This is a genomic window from Bradyrhizobium sp. Ses1 (assembly GCF_059512365.1).
In genome coordinates, this window is record NZ_JCAMOQ010000004.1 from 231587 (window position 1) to 252000 (window position 20414).

Sequence of the window (20414 nt, forward strand, 5' to 3'; positions counted from 1 at the left end):
GGCGCGCGCAGCGCGAGCCCAGAATCCATTTCTCCATGAGCGTCCGCGGCCCGATGGATTCTCTGATGTGCAATTGCACATCATAGCTCGTCCTTCGGACGCCCCGGAATGACGGAATAGGCTGAGCTATGGCCATCATCGAAAATACCATCTCGCCCTCCAGCGCCGCCTTCCAGGCCAATCGCGACGGCATGCTGGCGCTGATCTCCCGGATGCGGGCGCTGGAAGAGCGCACCCGCGCGGCATCCGCCGCCGCAAAGGACCGCTTCCACAAACGCGGCCAGCTCCTGCCGCGCGAACGGGCGGCGCTGGTGCTCGATCCGGGCTCGCCCTTCCTCGAACTGTCGACGCTCGCCGGCTACATGTTCGACGTCGCGGATGCGGAGAAAAGCGTGCCTGGCGGCGGGCTGATCGCCGGCATCGGCTTCGTCTCCGGCATCCGCTGCATGGTCAGCGCCAATGATGCCGGCATCGATGCCGGCGCGCTGCAGCCCTATGGCCTCGACAAGACGCTGCGGGTGCAGCAACTGGCACTCGAGAACAAGCTGCCTTATGTGCAGCTGGTCGAGAGCGCCGGCGCCAATCTGTTGCGCTACCGCGTCGAGGATTTTGTCAGGGGCGGCAACATCTTTCGCAACCTGGCGCGGCTCTCGGCAGCCGGCTTGCCGGTGGTCACGGTGACGCATGGCTCGTCCACCGCCGGCGGCGCCTATCAGACAGGATTATCCGATTACATCGTGATGGTGCGCGGCCGCACCCGCGCCTTCCTCGCCGGTCCACCGCTGCTCAAAGCCGCTACCGGCGAGATCGCGACCGAGGAGGAACTCGGCGGCGCCGAGATGCACACCTCGATCTCCGGTCTCGGCGATTACCTCGCCGAGGACGACCGCGACGCCATCCGGATCGCGCGCGACATCATGGCAAGTCTCGAATGGGACCGGGGCAAGCCCGCGAGCGCGTCGTTCAAGCCGCCGCGCTATGGTGCGGAAGAATTGCTCGGCATCATGCCGATGGACCACAAGCGCCCCGTCGACATGCGCCAGGCGATCGCGCGCTTCATCGACGATTCCGATTTCACCGAGTTCGGCGCCAATTATGGTCCCGCCACGATCTGCGGCCATGCCCGCATCGAAGGGCAGGCAATCGGCATCATCACTAACAACGGCCCGCTCGATCCCGCCGGCGCCAACAAGGCGACGCACTTCATCCAGGCCTGCTGCCAGTCGCGCACGCCGCTGCTCTATCTGAACAACACCACCGGCTACATGGTCGGCAAGGCCTATGAGGAAGCCGGCATGATCAAGCACGGCTCCAAGATGATCCAGGCGGTGACCTCGGCGACGGTACCGCAGATCACGATCTATTGCGGCGCCTCGTTCGGTGCCGGCAATTACGGCATGTGCGGCCGCGGCTTCCATCCGCGCTTCTGCTTCTCCTGGCCCAATGCCAAGACCGCCGTGATGGGCGGCGAGCAGGCGGCCGAGACCATGGCGATCGTCACCGAAGCGGCTGCCGCACGGCGCGGCAAGCCGGTCCCGAAGGAGAAGCTGGACGCGATGAAAGCCGAGATCATCGGCGTGTTCGACGGCCAGATGGACGTGTTCTCCACCAGCGCGCGCGTACTCGACGACGGCGTGATCGATCCGCGCGACACCCGCAGCGTCCTCAGCGAGGTGCTTGCGATATGTCGCGAGGCGGAAGCCCGCAATCCTCAGCGCATGCAGTTCTCGGTGGCGCGGCCATGAGTCGTGAAGGGGGCGGGATGTTCTATCGGGTCCTGATTGCCAATCGCGGCGAGATCGCGCTGCGGATCATGCGCACCGCGCGCCGACTCGGCTACGGCGTCGTCGCCGTTTATTCCGATGCCGACCGCGATGCGCTGCATGTGCGCGAGGCCGATCACGCGGTGCGCATTGGCGAGGCGCTGCCGTCGCAATCCTATCTTAACATCGATGCGATCATCGCCGCCGCCAAAGCCGGCGGCGCCGGCGCCGTGCATCCCGGCTACGGCTTCCTCGCCGAGAATGACGAGTTCGCGCAGGCCTGCCGCGACGCCGGCCTCGTCTTCATCGGCCCGTCGCCGGAAGCGATCCGGGCGATGGGCAACAAGGCGGGCGCCAAGGAGATCATGCAAAAGGCCGGTGTGCCCTGCGTGCCTGGCTACCAAGGTGCCGACCAGAGCGACGAGATCATGCTGGCGGAAGCGCGGCGGATCGGCTTTCCCGTGATGATCAAGGCGGTCGCTGGCGGCGGCGGGCGCGGCATGCGGCTGGTCACAGACGCCGCGTCGTTCCCGGATGCGCTGCGCAGCGCGCGCTCGGAGGCGCTCGGGGCCTTCGGCGATGCGACGGTTATCCTGGAGCGCGCGATCGTCGATCCCCGCCACATCGAGATCCAGGTGTTCGGCGACCGCCATGGCAACGCGATCCATCTCGGCGAGCGCGACTGCTCGGTGCAGCGCCGGCACCAGAAGCTGATCGAGGAGGCGCCGTCTCCGGCGGTGTCGCCCGAGTTGCGGGCGCGGATGGGCGCCGTCGCGGTCCAGGCGGTGAAGGCGCTTCGCTACGAGGGCGCCGGCACGCTGGAATTTTTGCTCGACGGCAACGGCGACTTCTATTTCATGGAGATGAACACGCGCCTGCAGGTCGAGCATCCCGTCACCGAGGCAATCACCGGGCTCGATCTGGTCGAGCTGCAGTTGCGCGTCGCCCGCGGCGAGTCGCTCGGCGGGAAGCAGGAGGACATCACATTCTCCGGCCACGCGATCGAGGTGCGGCTGTGCTCGGAGGACGCGGACCATGACTTCGTGCCGCAATCCGGCAGGATGGCGCGCTGGCAGATGCCGGAAGGCGTCCGCGTCGAGCATGCGCTGCAGTCAGGTTCTGAGATCCCGCCGTTTTATGACTCCATGATCGCCAAGATCATCAGCCATGGCGCCGACCGGCGCGAAGCCCGCAGCAAACTGATCGTTGCGCTGGAGCAGGTCGAAGCCTTCGGCGTCACCACCAACCAGGGCTTTCTGATCTCCTGCCTGCGCCATCCAGCCTTCGGCAGGGGCGAGGCAACGACGTCGTTCATCTCAGCGCATCGGAGCGAACTGCTGGCGCCGCGCGCCGACGGGAGCGCGGATGCGGCGCTCGCGGCGCTGCTGCTCTACGTCACCAATCCGCACGCGCCGTCGTGGCGGAGCGGCCGCTCGCTCGCTGCGACGTTCCCGCTCGGATTGCGCATCGATCTCGGTCGCGGCCTCCGCGAGGTCGAGATCGTGCGCGAGCGCGACGGCTCTTACGTCGCCGATGTCGCGGGACACAAGCATCGCTTCGAGATCGATGAACTCGGTCTGGACGCGATCCGCTATCGCACCAACAGCCTCATGGCCCGCGCGAAATTCCTGCGCGACGGCGATCGTCTCTACATCCTCAATCACGACGTCACACTCTCGGTCCGCGATCTGACGCTGGCGCCGCCCGAGGCCGCCTCGGGCGCCAATAGCGACGGCAAGGTCCGCGCCGCCATGAACGGCCGCGTCGTCGCGGTGCTGGTCAAGCCGGGCGAGCAGGTTGCCGCCGGCCAGCCCGTGATGACTTTGGAAGCGATGAAGATGGAGCACGTGCACACCGCTAGTGTCGCCGGTACGGTGTCGGCCATCGACGTTGCCGAGGGCGAACAGGTGACGACGGGCAGGATTGTCGTCGAGATCGAGGCGGCGGCTTAGCCTCAACGCGTAGGGTGGGCAAAGCGCGGCGTGCCCACCATCACGAGCACGACACTTGATGGTGGGCGCGCTGCGCTTTGCCCATCCTACGGCGCGTTGGCGCGCCCCGTTCCCTCATTCAGCCAGCATGCCACCTGATGTCTTGCGCCAGCTTCCACCAGCGGCGGGCGCTCCAGCTTGCAGCGATCCATCGCGTAGCGGCACCTTGTATGAAACGCGCAGCCGCTAGGCGGGTTGATCGGGCTCGGCACGTCGCCTTCGACCAAGGGCGTCAGTCGCTTCACCCGCGGATTGGCCACCGGCACTGACGCCAGCAATGCCTGTGTGTAGGGATGGCGCGGGTTGGCGAACAGTTCGGCCTTGTCTGCGATCTCGACGATGCGGCCGAGATACATCACGGCGACGCGGTGGCTGATATGGGCGACGACGGCGAGGTCGTGCGCGATGAACAGATAGGAGAAGTTGCGCTGCCGCTGCAGGTCGATCAGCAGATTGATCACCTGCGCCTGGATCGAGACGTCGAGCGCGGAGACCGGCTCGTCGCAGACGATCAGGCTTGGCCCGAGCGATAGCGCGCGGGCGATGCAGATGCGCTGGCGCTGGCCGCCGGAGAATTGGTGCGGATAGTTCTTCATCTGGTCGGGCCGCAGGCCGACCTGCTGGAACAGTTCGGCGACGCGCTCCTGCTTGCGCTCGCCCGAGGCCAGTCCGTGCACGCTTAGGGGTTCGCCGACGATGTCGCCCGCGGTCATGCGCGGGTTGAGCGAGGCAAACGGATCCTGGAACACGATCTGCATCGAGCGGCGGTGGGCACGCAGCTCCGCTTTGCTCAGATGCGTGATCGCCTCGCCGTTCAGCCGGATCTCGCCGCTCGATGGCTCGACCAATCGCAGCACGCTGCGCGCCACCGTCGACTTGCCGCAGCCGGATTCGCCGACCAGCCCCAGCGTCTCGCCGGGAGCCAGTGAAAAGCTGACACCATCGACCGCATGCACAGTGCCGACCTGCCGGCGCAGCACGCCGCCGCGCACCGGATAGTGCTTCACGAGGTCGGTGACCTCCAGCAGCGGGCGCGCTTCGGTCATGAGGCCTCCGCCATCTCGCCCGCGCGCCAGCAGGCGGCAAGGTGCCTGCCGCCGAAATCGCCGAGCGGCGGATATTCCTCCCGGCAGCGCGGGATCGCGAACCGGCAGCGCGGCGCGAACGCGCAGCCCGTCGGCAGCTTCGTCAGCGACGGCACCATGCCGGGGATTTCGACCAGCCGCACATCGGCTTTTGCGTCGAGCGACGGCACGGCCGGGATCGAGGCCATCAGGCCGCGCGTATAGGGGTGCAGCGGATTCTCGAACAGTGCCTCGACGCTGGCTTCCTCGACCTTCCTGCCGGCATACATCACGATCACGCGCTGCGCCGTCTGCGCGACCACGCCGAGATCATGCGTGATCAGGATCAGCCCGGTGCCGAGCTTCTTCTGCAGATCGACCATCAGCGCCAGGATTTGCGCCTGGATCGTGACGTCGAGCGCCGTAGTCGGCTCGTCCGCGATCAACAGCGCCGGCCGGCAGGCAAGCGCCATCGCGATCATTGCGCGCTGGCGCATGCCGCCCGAAAGCTGGTGCGGATATTCCTGCGCGCGCCGCTCCGGCTCGGGGATGCGAACGAGGCGCAGCATGTCGACCGCCTGCTTCCAGGCCTCCTTGCCGCTGATCTCCTGGTGCAGGCGCAAAGCTTCCGTGATCTGGTCGCCGATCCGCATCACCGGATTGAGCGAGGTCATCGGCTCCTGGAAGATCATGGAGATGCGATTGCCGCGGATCCTGCGCATCGCTTCGTCATCGAGCGCGAGCAGGTCTTTGCCTTCGAGCACGATCTCGCCGCCAACGATCTTGCCGGGCGGGTCCGGCACCAGCCGCATCACCGAGAGCGCGGTCACGCTCTTGCCGCAGCCGGATTCGCCGACGATCGCCAGCGTCTCGCCGCGGCGGACGCTGAAGGAGACATCGTCGACCGCCTTGAACAATCCCGAATTGGTGAAGAACACCGTTTTCAGGTTCTTCACCTCGAGCACCGCTTCTGCCTTGCCTGCTCCGCTCATCAACCGCGCTGCCTTGGATCGAGGATATCGCGCAGGGCGTCGCCGAACAGATTGGTGCCGAACACCGCGAGGCTGATCGCGATCCCCGGAAAGATCACGAGCCACGGCGCGACGCGCACATATTCGGCGGCCGATTCCGAAAGCATGCGGCCCCAGGACGGATAGGGTTCGGGTATGCCAAGGCCAAGAAACGACAAGGATGCCTCCGTCAGGATGGTGGAGCCGAGCTGCGCGGTCGCGAGCACGATCAGGGGGGCCAGCGTGTTCGGCAGCACGTGGCGGAACGCGATCCGCATCTCGCTCATGCCGATCGATTTCGCTGCCTCCACGAACGGCAGTTCGCGCAGCGCCAACGTGTTGGCGCGGATCACGCGCGCCACCGTCGGGATCAAGGGGATCGCGATCGCGATGATGACGTTCGGCAGCGACGGGCCGAGCGCGGCCGTCATCACCAGCGCCAGCACCAACAGCGGCAGCGACTGCAGGATGTCGGTGATGCGCTGGAACAACAGATCGACCCAGCCGGAGAGATAGCCGGAGGCGAGCCCGACGATGACGCCGATCGACGCGCCGAGCGCGGTCGAGCCGAGACCGACCGCGAGCGAGATGCGTGCGCCATGGATGATGCGGCTCCAGACGTCTCGGCCGAACGAATCGGTTCCGAACCAGTGCAGCGCATTGGGCGCGGCCAGGCGGTGCGCCGAATCGACGGCAAGCGGATCGTAACGGCTGATCAGGTCGGCCGAGAGCGCCATCGCGACGAACAGCACCATGATGACGAGGCCGATCGTGCCGAGCAGGTAACGCTGCGCAAGGAACGTCAGCCGTCGCCAGCCGTGGGTGGCGTCAGCACCGGCACGCTTCAGTTCGGCATCGAAGTTGATGACAGCCAAGAGCTAGTCTCCGTAGCGAATGCGCGGGTCGATCGCGGCGTAGAGCATGTCGACCGTGAAGTTGACGACGACCACGACGACGGCGATGAACATCACGAGGTTCTGCACGATCGGATAATCGCGCCAGCGCAGCGCCTCGACCAGGAAACGCGCGACGCCGGGGATGTTGAACACCGTCTCGGTGACGATCAATCCGCCGATCAAAAACGCCGCCTCGATGCCGATTACGGTGATCACAGGCAGCACCGCGTTCTTCAGCGCGTGGTGATAGTTGACGGAGGCGTCCGATGCGCCCTTGGCGCGGGCGGTGCGGATATAGTCCTGCCGCAGGATCTCCAGCATCGAGGAGCGGGTGATGCGCATGGTCAGTGCCGCGCTGCGGAAGCCGACCGCCATCGCCGGAATGCAGTAGATCGCGAACGCCTCGGCCCAGGTCTGCGGGTTCGGGTTGTAGATCGGCATCCAGCCGAGCATCGACACTGACGCCATCAGGATCAGCAGTCCGAGCCAGAATGACGGCAGCGACAGCCCGCTCAGGCTGACCACGCGCAAGGCATAGTCGAGCCGCGTGCCCTGATGCACCGCGCTCAGTACACCCAAGGGAATGCCGATCGAGGCCGAGAACAACAGCGCCAGCGCGGCGAGCCTCGCGGTGATCGGGATTCGCGGCAGGATCTCCTGCAGCGCCGGCTTTTCCGAGACATAGGAATAGCCGAGATCGCCGTGCAGCAGGCCACCGATCCACTTGAGATATTGCAGCACGATCGGGTCGCTGAGGCCGAGTTCCTTCTCCAGATTGGCCTTGTCGGCGGGATCGACATAGCCGGCGGCGTCGAACAGGATGTCGACGATGTTGCCGGGCACGATGCGCAGCAGCACGAAGATGATGACCGATATCCCGAACAGGGTCACGAGCATCAGGAAGAGGCGCCGGACGATATAGGCTAGCACCTGGCCGCTCTCCTCTTGTCCTCTGCGCCGCTACAGCAGGACGGTCGCGGTTACTACCTCCCCCCAGCGGGGAGAGGTCGGCGCAGCGCGCCGGGTGAGGGGCCGCGGCGCCCTCGATAGGGCGTAACCCCTCACCCGCGCCTTCAGCGCGACCTCTCCCTTTGGGAGAGGTGGGGACTCCCGAGGCGGAGGCTGACTCGATCCCATCTCGTCACCTCGCGGACGCTACTTGTCCATCCAGACGTCTTCGTAACGGTAGCCGTTGTAGGAGCTGTTGGACATGACCGTCACGTTCTTGACGTAAGGTTGCCAGCAGGTTCCGGTGCGGCTGTGCAGGATGATGGGCCGCGCCACGTCTTCCTGCAGTTTCTTGTCGATCTCCCACACCAGCTTCTTGCGCTTCTCGGGATCGGTCTCGGCCGACTGCTGGTCGAACAGCTTTTCGATCTCGCGATTGCAGTAGTTGGTGTAGTTCCGTTCGGAGTCGCAGGAATAGTTCTCGTAGAACGACTGGTCGGGCTCGTCGACCGCGTTGCCGGTGAGGTTCAGGCCCAGCGAATAGTCCTTGCGCGCGACCTTCGGGAACCATTGCGCGGTGTCGACGACATCGAGCTCGGCGTCGATATAGATGGTCTTGAGCTGGTCGATCAGGATGATGGCGGGGTCGCGGTAGATCGGGATGTTGCGAGTCGAAACCTTGATCTGCAGATGCTTGTCGGGGCCGTAGCCCGCCTTCTGCATCAACTTGCGCGCATGCTCGCGGTTGGCGTTGACGTCGGGCCCATAGCCCGGGATCGTCTCCAGCATCTCCTTCGGCATCGCCCACAATCCCGCCGGCGCGGGCTGCATGGTGCCGCCGATGTCAGCCTGTCCCTCGAACAGGATCGAGATGAACGCCTTGCGGTCAAGGGCCAGCGCCAGCGCGCGGCGGATGTCGAGATTGTCGAACGGCGGCGCCGACGAATTGATGATGATGTTGGTGGCAACGTTGCTCGGTTCCACCACGCAGATCGCATTGGGCGCCTGCGATTTGACATCCTTCAAGAGCGGGATCGATACTTCAGTCGGGAACGTCATGTCGAACTTGCCGGAGACGAAGCCAAGGATCGCCGTCGAGCGGTTCGGCACAATGGTGAATTCAATGCCGTCGAGATAGGGCAGGCCCTTCCTGAAGTAGTCCGGGTTCTTCGTCAGCTTGATCGACTCGTTGGCCTTGAACTCGACGAACTTGAACGGACCCGTGCCGATCGGCTTGGTGCGCATTTCCGCCGGCGAGACATGGCAGGGATAGATCGGGCTATAGCCGGAGGCGAGCAGCGACAATAGCGCGGGCTGCGGCCGCTTCAGGTTGAATGAGGCCTCGTAATCGCCATTGATGGTGACGTCATTGACCTGATCGTACCAGGATTTCCGCGGGTTCTGGCGGAACTTCTGTTGCGACTTGCCCATCAACAGGTCGAAGGTGCATTTGACATCGGCCGAGGTGAACGGCTTGCCGTCATGCCATTTGACGCCGTTGCGAAGCTTGAACGTCAATTTCTTCTTGTCATCGCTCCAGGCCCAGCTCTCCGCGAGTTCCGGCACGATCGTATCGACGCTGTTCTGCGGAATATGCTGGTTGAAGATCACCAGGTTATTGAAGATCGGCATGAAGGGAACGTTGAACGAATAGCTTGCGCCTTCGTGGATCGAGGCGCTGCCTGGACTGTCGCGGTGATACATCCTGAGAATGCCGCCGGACTTCGGTGTCTCCGCCAGCGAAACATCGCAAGCCGCAAGCCAACACAGCGCTGCCACGGCCAGCGCTCGCACGCTCCGCATCATTTCCTCCCGACGTTCGGTCTCTATGGCCGATTTGGCATGGAGGATACCATGGTGTGAGGTCTGAGCAACCAGCGTCGTATGCATGAGGATCGGCAATTCGGATGAAATGCCGAGCCTGCGACATTAGGCGCTGCAATGCGGGCCGCTATTCTGCCGCTTGTGGCGAGGGCAGGCCCATGCCGGCGAGACCGTCGGCCTCTGTCGCCGAGATCGTGGTGCGGATCATCAGCCGCGGCTCATGCGCCGGCCACGGCCGCCCGCGATGCATGGTGGCGCGGTTGTCCCACATCACGACATCGCCCTGCCGCCATTTGTGCAAGTAGGTCGTTCCCGGCACGGTGGCTGCCGCCATCAGTTCATCGATCAGCTTCTTGCCCGCAGCAGGCGCCATGCCTTCGATCGCATAGGCGTGCGATGCGAGATAGAGTGCGCCGCGGCCGTTGGCGGGGTTGCGCCACACCATGCGCCAGCACACCGGCGGCAGCACCGCCATCTCCTCAGGCGTTGCAAGGCCGGGCGCGATCTGGTCGCGCGAATGCGCGTAGGAATGCCAGGCGAAGGAGTTTTCGAGCTGCTTTGCGAGTCCCTCGTCCAGCAGTTCGAACGCAAGGCGGGTGGAGACGAATTCGGTCTCGCCGCCATGATCGGGAATCACTCGTGCCGACAGGATCGAGGTCAGCGCCGGCACGCGCTTGAAGGAGGAATCGGTGTGCCAGAGCTGGTTGGCCTTGCTGCGCAGCGCCTGGCGATGATCGGGTGGCACCACGTTGCCGTCGGGACCGATGGTCGTGAGGATCACGAAATGCGATCCCGTTCCCATGGAACCGACCTTTGTCACTTCCGGCGGGCCGAAACGGCGCGAGAACGCCAATTGCTTTTCGTCTGACACGTCCTGGTCGCGAAACACCAGGACCGAGTGCGCTTCAAATGCTGCACGCACTGCAGCATAAGCGGCCTTGCTTCTGGCGACATCGCCCAGCGTCACACCGCGAATTTCCGCAGCGAATCCCGGACCAACCCGGACCACGTCCATCGGCCATCCTCCCTAGCCTTTTTGTTGCTCAAGACTTAGGGCAAAAGCTGCAGCCGGGCAACGCGGCGACGTATCAACCCATCGCGATGAGGCTCTGCCGCTCGCGTCGGCTGGTGGTTTCGACTCGATACGTGACAAGCGCGAAAATCGCCCAGCTTGCATGAAAGAGGACTCCCGCAAGAACGACCAGGATCCCCGGAATGGGGCCGATCGCGGCTCGCTCCCAAACTTCGGCAAGGGTGGTCAGCGGCGCCGGATGGATCGCGAGCTTGCCGTAATAGGCGATGGCCTGGATGGCGAAGATCCAGCCATAGGTGCGGCGCAGCCTTCGGCCGATCGCGCGCGCATAGCTGATGTGATAGCTCGGATTGCGATAATCATTGGCGAGCAGCTCGGTCCAGGTCGAATTCGGGTCAAGCCGTTCGCCGCGGATCATCGGCGCGTAAAAATCGGTCTCGAGCAGGCGCGCGCGGGCGCGCCAGACATTGAAGTAGCGGTAGCGCCGGGCCTCGAACAGCAGGAACACGGTGACAAGCAGGCCGACGAGGACCATCGGCAAAGGCGACGCGTCGGCGCTGCTGTAGGTGGCCGACAAGGCAATGCCCGTTGTGACCACCGCCCAGTTGGTCGAACTGTCGAGGCGCGTGCGCCAGACTGTGCTTCGGTAAACCTCGCCGCGATAGAGGTGGGCGAGGGCGCCAATCTCTGCGGCAGTGAATTCGAGCCTTGGGGCCGATAGCGGCGTGGGCTCGCGTGGCTCGGGCAATGCCATGGCGTGCCTCCCGACGAAGCTGGCAGACGGGCAGGCACTATAGCGCAGACACGCCCCACCGAGCGAGTCCAGCCTCGGCGCACACGTCCACGCCTTCGTCGCAGCGCGAGCGCAGATGGCCAGCTCACACGATGCGCGAGGTCTTGTTGCCCCAATAGCGGTCGCGCAACAGGCGTTTGTAGAGCTTGCCGGTCGGCAGCCGCGGCAGTTCCGCCTCGAAATCGATCGAGCGCGGCACTTTCTGGCGCGACAGCGATTGCGCGCAGAACGCGATCAATTCCTCGGCAAGATCGGGTCCCGGCACCACGTCATGCATCGGCTGCACCACCGCTTTCACCTCCTCGCCGAGATCGGCGTTGGGCACGCCGAACACGGCGGCGTCCGCGACCGTGGGATGGGTGATCAAGAGGTTTTCGCACTCCTGCGGATAGATGTTCACTCCGCCGGAGATGATCATGAAGGTCGAACGGTCGGTGAGATAGAGATAGCCGTCATCGTCGACATAGCCGACGTCGCCGACCGTGCTCATGCTGCCGTCCGCCGAGCGTGCCTCACGCGTCCTGGCGGGATCGTTGAAATATTCAAAGGCCGAGGCGGTCTTGAACCACACCGTGCCCGGCGTCCCCTTGGGGCTCGGCTGCATGTTCTCGTCGAGGATATGCAGGTCGCCGAGCAGCACCTTGCCGACAGTGCCGCGATGGGACAGCCACTCCTCGGTATTGCAGGCGGTGAAGCCGAGACCCTCGGTCGCGCCGTAATATTCGTGGATGATCGGCCCCCACCAGTTGATGATGTCCTCCTTCACGAGCGCTGGGCAGGGGGCGGCGGCGTGGATCGCGATCTCAAGCGACGACAGGTCGTAGCGTTTGCGCACCTCCTCCGGCAGCTTCAGCATTCGCGAGAACATCGTCGGCACGAGCTGGCTGTGCGTGATGCCCCATTGCTCGACGAGCTGCAGATAACGCTCGGGATCGAAGCTCTCCATGATAACGACGGTGCCGCCGACGCGGATGGTGAGATTGACGGCCGCCTGCGGCGCCGAATGATAGAGCGGCGCGGGCGATAGATAGATCATCCCCTCGCGGTAGTGCCAGAGTTTCTGCAGGAAATCGAACAGCGGCAGTTGCTGTGACGGCGCTTGCTCCGGCAGCGGCCGCAGGATGCCTTTGGGCCGACCTGTGGTGCCGGACGAATAGAGCATCGCGGTGCCGATCGCTTCATCCTCGATCGGCGTCGCAGGAAGGCCCGCAGTCACCTGCTGTAGCCCGACGATGCGATCGCTTTCGCCCTCGCCGTCGGCGACGATGCAGAGCTCGACCTGCGGACATTCCTTCAGCGCCTCGCGCGCGACGTCGAGTTTTGCCCTCGACGTGATCAGGATGCGCGACTGGCTGTTGGTGAGGATGTAGGCGAGCTCGCTTGGGGTCAGATAGGAATTCACGCAGGTGAAATAGAGGCCGGAGCGCTCGCCGGCGCCGCAGGCCTCCAGATAGCGATTGTTGTTCTCCATGAAGATCGCATAGTGCTCCAGCCGCTTCAGGCCGCATTTTCGAAACAGGTGCGCCAGGCGGTTGCTGCGCACCTCGAGCTCGCGATAGGTGACGGTCTCGCCCGTCGCAGCCATGATGAAGGCCGGTTGCAACGGGCGCAGATAAGCGTGCTTTCCGGTATACATCAGTGGAAAATGTCCCTCATGCTGCCAGCAGAAGAATCTCGCGGACCTGCTCGGGCCCTGCGATAGCGCGCGGATTGCGCGGAACCCACGGCGTCTTCATCGCCTGCGCCGCGATATGGTCGAAATGTTCGGGGCCGATCCGCACGTCCTGAAGGCTGCGCGGCAGGCCCAGTCCGCGGATGAAGTTGTCGAGCACGTCGCCGGCGTCCTGACCGGGATGGCCCATGGCGGCGGCGACCTGCGCCTGCCGCTCCGCATTGGCGGACTTATTCCAGCGCATCGCCGCCGGCAGCATCACGCAGGAGGTGTAGCCGTGCGGCACGTCGAATTCGGCGCCGAGCACATAGCCGATGCCATGGCTCGCGCCCATCGGCACGCCGGAGGCGAGCGGCCCCGTCGACAGCCAGGTGCCGATCTGGCAGTCCAGCCGCGCGTCGATGTCGGTTGCATCGGCTTTGACCTGCGGCAGGGCTTGCGCCAGCATCGACAGTCCCTTCAGCGCCTGTGCATCGGCATAAGGGTGCGATTCATTCGAGCAGATGCCCTCGACGCAATGATCGACCGCGCGGATGCCGGTCGAAAGCCACAGCCATTCCGGCGTATGCAGCGAAAGCCAGGGATCGAGGATGACGGCGCGCGGCATCACCAGGGGATGGGTCAGCAGCTCCTTGACCCGTTTCTTCTCGTTGGTGACGCCGGCGATCGCGGTGAACTCGCCGCCTGCGATCGTCGTCGGCACGCTGATCTGGCGTACGATGGGTGCATTGATTTGAGGCGTTACGCCGTGGCTGGTGCGGACTTTGTCGATGTAGTCGGCCTTGCGGATGTCGTTGGCGAGGCATAGCTGCACCGCCTTGGCGCCGTCGGTGATCGAGCCGCCGCCGATCGTGACGATAAGGTCGGCTTTCGCGGCGCGCGCCTGCTCGGCTGCCGCGACCACGGCGGAGCGCGGCGTATGCGGCGGCATCGCATCGAAGGTGCCGGCGCAGGCTGCGCCCAGCGCGGCGCGGATTCGCTCGATTTCGTCGGTCGTGCGGTTGAGCGTTCCGCTGACCATCAGGAAGGCGCGCTGCGCGGCCACACGCGCCACCTGCTCGACGATCGCCTCAGCCGCCTGGCGGCCGAACACGACCTCCTCCATTGCGCCAAATACGACACGTCCTCGGTGCACGAGCCGACCCTCCCTGAAAGATTTATTTTCTTTGACGACAATCTAACGGAGCCGGAACGGCTCGTCATGCCCTTAGATGCGCCATCGGCGTCTCCGGAGTCGAGCTTTGCGGAGGCGAACGCCGCTTGCGTCGGCGTGCGGCCTCGAAAAATGGACAATGATTTTGCTTGATCCCGTCCCTCTCTTGAACAGACTGGCTTCCGGTCACATCTTTGACCTCCGCTGCGTGTAAGGTGCGCATCCGAGGAGCGCATGGGGCGCACCGGCTGTGCTGTTCAGGGGGAGATCGACTTGGGCGCGACCGACAGGACGGGGAACCTCACGGCCAACTCACGGCGCGGCGTCAGCGCGCTTGGCTTGCTCATTGCCTTGGCAACGTCTGCCTTGGCATTGTCGGGCTGTGGCGACAAGCAGCAGCCACAGGCGGCGGCGCCGGCCCCTGCGGTCACGGTGGCGCAGCCGACCAAGCGCACGGTCACGGATTGGGACGAATTCACCGGGCGGTTCGAAGCGATCGAGGAGGTCCAGGTTCGCGCCCGCGTCGGCGGCTTCGTCACCAGCGTCGAGTTTCGCGATGGCGCCATCGTCCGCGCCGGCGACCTGCTTTACGTGATCGACCCGCGCCCGTTCGAGGCCGTCGCCAAGCAGGCCGAGGGACAACTTGCGGACGCGCGTGCCAAGGCAGAGCTCGCCAAGCGCGAGCTCGACCGCGGCCTGAACCTGGTTCAGACCAGTGCAGTCTCCGAACAGGTCGTCGACCAGCGCCGTCAGGCCTTGCAGGCAGCCCATGCCGCCGAGACGCAGGCCGAGGGCGCGCTCAAGGCAGCCCAGCTCAACATCGAATTCACCCATGTGCTGGCGCCGCTCACCGGCCGCGTCAGCCGCCATCTCGTCAGCGTCGGCAATCTTGTGCAGGGCAGCGAGGGCGGCGCGACCCTGCTCACCTCGATCGTGTCGCTCGACCCGATCTACATCTATTTCGACGTCGACGAGGCGACCTATCTGCGGAACAACCGGCTCTGGTTCGAGGGCAAACGGCCGAGTTCGCGCGATACGCCCAATCCGGTCCAGGTGACGCTGACCGGCGAAACCAGGCCCTCGCACGAAGGCAAGATGGATTTCCTCGACAACCGGCTGGATGTCTCGACCGCCACCCTGCGCAGCCGCGCGGTGATTCCGAACAAGGATCTCTCGATCCTGCCCGGACAGTTCGGCCGCGTGCGGATCATCGGCAGCTCGCCTTATGAGGCGCTGCTCGTGCCCGACACGGCTGTCGCCACCGACCAGTCGCGCAAGATCGTGTTCGTGGTCAAGGACGACGACACGGTGGAGGCAAAGCCCGTGACGCTCGGCCCGCTCGACGAAGGTCTGCGCGTGGTCCGCGAAGGCCTCAAGGCGGACGACCGTGTGATCGTCGATGGCCTGCAGCGCGCTCGCGTCGGCGCCAAGGTGAGCCCGCATCCCGCACAAGCCGCGAGCGGTGGCAAATCATGAACCTCGGGCGGCTTTCCATCAACCAGCCCATCCTGGCGATGGTGCTGTCGATCGTGCTCCTGATCGTCGGCGCGATCGCCTACACCACCCTGCCGGTCTCGGAATATCCGCAAGTGGTGCCACCCACCGTGGTAGTCACCACCAATTATCCCGGCGCCTCCGCGCAGACCGTCTCCGACACCGTCGCTGCCCCGATCGAGCAGGAGATCAACGGCGTCGAGGACATGCTGTATCTCTACAGCCAGGCCACCTCGAACGGCCAGCTCACCATTACCGTCACCTTCAAGCTTGGCACCAACCTCGACACCGCCCAGGTGCTGGTGCAGAACCGCGTCGCGATCGCGCAGCCGCGGCTGCCCGAAGAGGTGCAGCGCAACGGCGTGACCACGCGCAAGAATAGCCCTGATATCCTGATGGTCGTATTCATGCTGTCGCCCGATGACAGCTTCGACCAGCTCTACATCTCCAACTACGCGCTGCTGCAGGTCCGCGACCAGTTGCTCCGGCTCGACGGCGTCGGCGACATCCAGATCTTCGGCGCGCGCGATTACTCGATGCGGCTGTGGCTGGATCCCGACCGCCTCGCCAATCTCGGCTTGACCTCGACCGAGGTGCTGGCGGCGATCCGCGCGCAGAACCTGCAGATCGCGGGCGGACAGATCGCGGAGCCGCCGATTGCGGATCGCGCGTTCCAGCCCAACCTTGTCTTTACCGGCCGTCTCAAGGATCCCAGGCAGTTCGAGGATATCGTGGTCAGGGCCGGCGCCGACGGCCGCACCGTGCGCCTGCGCGACGTTGCCCGGGTCGAACTTGGCGCGCTGTCCTATAGCACCAACAGCTTCCTGCTCAAGAAATCGGCGGTCGGCATGCTGGTGACGCAGCGGCCCGGCTCGAACGCGCTCGCCACCGCCAAGGAAATCTCCGATACGATGGTCAAGCTCAAGGCGAGCTTCCCGAAAGGGCTCGACTACAATATCGGCTACAACCCGACCGAATTCATCGCACAATCCATCCACGAGCTGATCAAGACCATCTACGAGGCGATGCTGCTCGTCGTCATCGTGGTGCTGGTGTTCCTGCAGGGGTGGCGGCCGGCGATCATTCCGATCATCGCAATCCCGGTGTCGCTGGTCGGCACCTTCGCGGTGATGGCTGCGCTCGGCTTCTCGATCAACAATCTGACGCTGTTCGGCCTGGTGCTGGCGGTCGGCATCGTGGTCGACGACGCCATCGTGGTGGTCGAGAATGTCGAGCGGCATCTCGAGCACGGAATGAGCCGGCGCGATGCCGCGCTCAAGACGATGGAGGAGGTCGGCGGAGCGCTGGTCTCGATCGCGCTGGTGCTGTGTGCGGTGTTCGTGCCGACCGCATTCCTCGGCGGCATCTCGGGCCAGTTCTTCCAGCAATTCGCCGTCACCATCGCGGTCGCAACCGCGATCTCCTGCTTCTGCTCGCTGACGCTGTCGCCGGCGCTGGCCTCGCTGATCCTGGTGCCGCATGAGGAGAAGCGGCCGGCGGCGCGCTGGAATATCATTGCCCGTGGCTGGGAGAAGTTCACGGCCGTCTTCAACCGCCTGTTCGACCGGCTGTCGCATGGCTATGCCGCAGCGGCCGACTTCGTGATCCGCCATACGGCGGTGATGCTGCTGATCTATGTCGCGCTGATCGGCAGCGCCGGCTGGTTGCTCGCGACCACGGCGCAGGGCTTCATCCCGGCGCAGGATCGCGGCTACATCATCGTGTCGGTGCAATTGCCGGGGGCGGCATCGCTGGCTCGCACCACGGCGGTGGTGCGCGAGATCGAGCGGATCGCGCTCGACACGCCGGGCATCGTGCGCGTCGCGGCCTTTGCCGGCTTCTCGGGCGCAACGCGCACGCAGTCGGGCAATGCCGCGGCGCTGTTCCCCGTGTTCGATGAGCCGGAGGCGCGCCAGAAGAAAGGGTTGTCGGCGACCGCGATCACGGCCGAGCTGCGCAAGCGCCTGTCTGTGATCCAGGGGGCCTTCATCATCGTGATCCCGCCGCCTGCGGTGCCGGGTATCGGCACCGGCGGCGGCTTCACCATCCGTATCCAGGATCGCCAGGGCCGCGGCCCCGAGCTGCTGGCCGCCGCGACCGACGAGCTTGTCGCTGCCGCGCGCAAGTCGCCATATCTCACCTCGGTGTTCTCGCCGTTCACCGCGAATACGCCGCAAGTGTTCGTCGACATTGACCGCATCAAGGCGCAGAAGCTCGGCGTGCCGATCGCAAGCATCAACGACACCATCCAGACCTATTTCGGCTCGACCTACGTCAACGACTTCAACCTGTTCGGCCGCACCTATCACGTCACCGCGCAGGCTGACCTGCCGTTCCGCAAGGAAACCTCCGATCTCGCGCGGCTGCGGACACGCAATGCCGCGGGCGACATGGTGCTGCTCGGCAGCGTGGTCGAATTCCGCGACGTCTCCGGGCCCGACCGCGTCGCGCGCTACAACCTCTATTCGGCATCCGAGCTGCAGGGCGAGCCGGCACCCGGCACGAGTTCGCAGACCGCACTCGACACCATCAAACAGCTCGCCGATGCAACGCTGCCGAGCGGTTTTGCGTTCGAGTGGACCGACCTGTCGTATCAGCAAATCACCGGCGGCAATGCCGGGCTCTACGTGTTCCCGATCTGCGTGCTGTTCGTCTATCTCGTGCTCGCCGCGCAATATGGCAGCTGGAGCCTGCCGTTCGCGGTGATCCTGATCGTGCCGATGTGCCTGCTGGCCGCGACCATCGGCGTGCGCATCATGGGACAGGACGTCAACATCCTGACCCAGATCGGTTTCGTCGTGCTGGTCGGCCTCGCCGCCAAGAACGCGATCCTGATCGTCGAGTTCGCGCGCGACATCGAGGCCGAGGGCAAGCCGCGGCTGGAGGCGGTGATCGAGGCCTGCCGCCTGCGGCTGCGGCCGATCCTGATGACGTCGTTCGCCTTCATCCTCGGCGTGCTGCCATTGGTGGTCTCGACCGGCTCGGGCTCGGAGATGCGCCAGGCGGTCGGGGTCGCCGTGTTCTTCGGCATGCTCGGCGTCACCCTGTTCGGCCTGATCTTCACGCCGATCTTCTACATGGTGGTGCGCGGACTCGCCGATCCCAGGCATCCGAAGAAGCCGGTGGAAGCTTGAGCGCCGCGTCCAGCTCCGCCGTCATTCCGGGCTCGCGCTGTCGCGCGCCCCGGAATGACGAGAAGAGAGACAGGCGCAAGCCCCACTAATGGCTGAGCCGAAAGTGATGGGCAGCCGCAGGGTTATAAAATATCATTCGCTGATATTCCGAACAGAAACTGCAGGGAGATCATTTATGAAATCGGGATTGCTCGCCGCCGTCGCCCTTGGCGGCCTTTTGCTGTCAACTCCGAGTTTTGCCCAGGGCGTCAAGATCGGCATCCTGAACGACCAGTCCGGCGTCTATGCCGATTACGGCGGCAAGTATTCGCTCGAGGCCGCCAGGATGGCCATCGAAGATTTCGGCGGCGAGGTGCTGGGGCACAAGATCGAGCTCGTCACCGCCGATCACCAGAACAAGCCCGATCTCGCCTCTGCGATCGCGCGGCGCTGGTACGATACCGAAGGCGTCGACATGATCACCGAGCTGACCACCTCTTCGGTGGCGCTCGCGGTCCAGGAACTCTCCAACGAGAAGAAGAAGATCGACATCGTCGTTGGCGCGGCGACCTCCCGCATCACAGGCGATGCCTGCACGCCCTACGGTTTCCACTGGGCCTATGACACCCGCGCCCTGGCGGTGGGCACCGGCGGCGCGCTGGTGCAGGCGGGCGGCGATACCTGGTTTTTCCTGACTGCCGACTACGCCTTCGGCTACGCGCTGGAAAAGGACACCAGCGACATCGTCAAGGAAAAGGGCGGCAAGGTGCTGGGCTCGGTGCGCGTGCCCCTGAACTCGTCGGATTTCTCGTCCTTCCTGCTGCAGGCGCAGAGCTCGAAGGCGAAGATCGTAGGCCTTGCCAATGCCGGCCTCGACACCACCAACTCGATCAAGCAGGCGGCCGAGTTCGGCATCGTCAAGAGCGGGCAGAAGCTTGCTGGCCTGCTGATGACGCTGTCCGAGGTCCACGGGCTCGGGCTGGAAGCCGCGCAGGGTCTTGTGCTCACCGAAGGGTTTTACTGGGACCACGACGACGCCTCGCGCGCCTTCAGCGAACGCTTCATCAAGCGCACCGGCCACATGCCGAGCATGATCCACGCCGGCACCTATTCGGCGACGCTGTCCTATCTGAAGGCCGTGAAGGCCGCCGGAACCAAGGACAGCGATAAGGTGGCGAAAAAGCTGAAGGAGCTGCCGGTCGACGACGCCTTCGCGAAGGGCAAGGTGCAGGAGAACGGCCGCATGGTGCACGACCTCTACCTGTTCGAGGTCAAGAAGCCCTCGGAATCGAAGAAGCCGTGGGACTATTACAAGCAGCTCGCCGTGGTGCCCGGCGACAAGGCCTTCTTCACCGCCAAGGAAAGCGGCTGCCCGCTGACGAAATGATCCTTAGCTAACAGACTTGTAGGGTGGGCAAAGCGCAGCGTGCCCACCTTCAAGCACTCCGCTCGTGATGGTGGGCACGCTGCGCTTTGCCCACCCTGCGCAAGCTGGCAAACCAATCACCGGTGTCGTCCCCGCGAAGGCGGGGACCCATAACCACAGGCGGTCGTGGTGGCGTGCACAAGCCGTTGCAGCGGAGCACACTATGAACGCCTGTGGTTATGGATCCCGGGTCAAGCCCGGGACGACGGCGGAGTTTGAGGCGCTGTTGACGCT

Annotated in this window: 14 protein-coding genes; 5 read left to right on the forward strand and 9 right to left on the reverse strand. The window is 64.7% G+C overall.

Annotation, left to right across the window (positions count from 1 at the left end):
• Window positions 1-128: 128 nt before the first annotated feature.
• Both AC5ZG5_RS07885 and AC5ZG5_RS07890 read left to right on the forward strand, forming a co-directional pair.
• Window positions 129-1745, forward strand: coding sequence for an acyl-CoA carboxylase subunit beta (locus AC5ZG5_RS07885; protein WP_456641367.1), 1617 nt, complete (start codon window positions 129-131; stop codon window positions 1743-1745).
• Between the two features lie 17 nt (window positions 1746-1762).
• Window positions 1763-3715 (forward strand): acetyl/propionyl/methylcrotonyl-CoA carboxylase subunit alpha, encoded by a 1953-nt coding sequence (locus AC5ZG5_RS07890; protein WP_496165434.1) that lies wholly within the window; start codon window positions 1763-1765, stop codon window positions 3713-3715.
• Between the two features lie 86 nt (window positions 3716-3801).
• On the opposite strand, the gene AC5ZG5_RS07895 is transcribed toward AC5ZG5_RS07890, so the two are convergent.
• The 9 genes from AC5ZG5_RS07895 to AC5ZG5_RS07935 all read right to left on the reverse strand — a co-directional run bounded on the left by AC5ZG5_RS07895 (window position 3802) and on the right by AC5ZG5_RS07935 (window position 14129).
• Window positions 3802-4800, reverse strand: coding sequence for an ABC transporter ATP-binding protein (locus AC5ZG5_RS07895; protein ID WP_456641365.1), 999 nt, complete (start codon window positions 4798-4800; stop codon window positions 3802-3804).
• A complete protein-coding gene (locus AC5ZG5_RS07900) occupies window positions 4797-5810 on the reverse strand; it encodes an ABC transporter ATP-binding protein (RefSeq protein ID WP_456641364.1) in 1014 nt (337 codons plus the stop codon). The genes AC5ZG5_RS07895 and AC5ZG5_RS07900 overlap by 4 nt, the downstream gene beginning before the upstream one ends.
• Window positions 5810-6703, reverse strand: a complete 894-nt coding sequence (locus AC5ZG5_RS07905; protein WP_028167254.1) for an ABC transporter permease — start codon at window positions 6701-6703, stop codon at window positions 5810-5812. The genes AC5ZG5_RS07900 and AC5ZG5_RS07905 overlap by 1 nt, the downstream gene beginning before the upstream one ends.
• Window positions 6704-6706: 3 nt before the next feature.
• Entirely contained in the window at window positions 6707-7654 is a 948-nt protein-coding gene (locus AC5ZG5_RS07910) for an ABC transporter permease (RefSeq protein WP_456641363.1), read from the reverse strand.
• A gap of 225 nt (window positions 7655-7879) precedes the next feature.
• Window positions 7880-9475: an ABC transporter substrate-binding protein gene (locus tag AC5ZG5_RS07915; RefSeq protein ID WP_456641362.1), complete on the reverse strand. Its 1596-nt coding sequence runs from the start codon at window positions 9473-9475 to the stop codon at window positions 7880-7882.
• A gap of 148 nt (window positions 9476-9623) precedes the next feature.
• Window positions 9624-10511, reverse strand: a complete 888-nt coding sequence (locus AC5ZG5_RS07920) for a TauD/TfdA dioxygenase family protein (RefSeq protein WP_456641361.1) — start codon at window positions 10509-10511, stop codon at window positions 9624-9626.
• A gap of 73 nt (window positions 10512-10584) precedes the next feature.
• A complete protein-coding gene (locus AC5ZG5_RS07925) occupies window positions 10585-11283 on the reverse strand; it encodes a DUF2270 domain-containing protein (RefSeq protein ID WP_456641360.1) in 699 nt (232 codons plus the stop codon).
• A 124-nt stretch (window positions 11284-11407) separates the two neighbouring features.
• Window positions 11408-12958 carry an AMP-binding protein gene (locus AC5ZG5_RS07930; RefSeq protein ID WP_456641359.1) on the reverse strand — a complete coding sequence of 517 codons (1551 nt, stop codon included), beginning with the start codon at window positions 12956-12958 and terminating at the stop codon, window positions 11408-11410.
• Window positions 12959-12974: 16 nt separating this feature from the next.
• The gene (locus tag AC5ZG5_RS07935) at window positions 12975-14129 is read right to left on the reverse strand and encodes an iron-containing alcohol dehydrogenase (protein ID WP_456641358.1); all 1155 of its coding nucleotides are present in this window, start codon (window positions 14127-14129) and stop codon (window positions 12975-12977) included.
• 357 nt (window positions 14130-14486) lie between these two features.
• Here AC5ZG5_RS07935 and AC5ZG5_RS07940 point away from each other — a divergent pair, with 357 nt between their 5' ends.
• The 3 genes from AC5ZG5_RS07940 to AC5ZG5_RS07950 all read left to right on the forward strand — a co-directional run bounded on the left by AC5ZG5_RS07940 (window position 14487) and on the right by AC5ZG5_RS07950 (window position 20141).
• A complete protein-coding gene (locus AC5ZG5_RS07940; RefSeq protein WP_456641504.1) occupies window positions 14487-15623 on the forward strand; it encodes an efflux RND transporter periplasmic adaptor subunit in 1137 nt (378 codons plus the stop codon).
• Window positions 15620-18775, forward strand: coding sequence for an efflux RND transporter permease subunit (locus AC5ZG5_RS07945; protein WP_456641357.1), 3156 nt, complete (start codon window positions 15620-15622; stop codon window positions 18773-18775). Before AC5ZG5_RS07940 ends, AC5ZG5_RS07945 begins: the two co-directional genes overlap by 4 nt.
• Before the next feature lie 175 nt (window positions 18776-18950).
• Entirely contained in the window at window positions 18951-20141 is a 1191-nt protein-coding gene (locus AC5ZG5_RS07950; RefSeq protein ID WP_028167246.1) for an ABC transporter substrate-binding protein, read from the forward strand.
• Window positions 20142-20414: the final 273 nt, after the last annotated feature.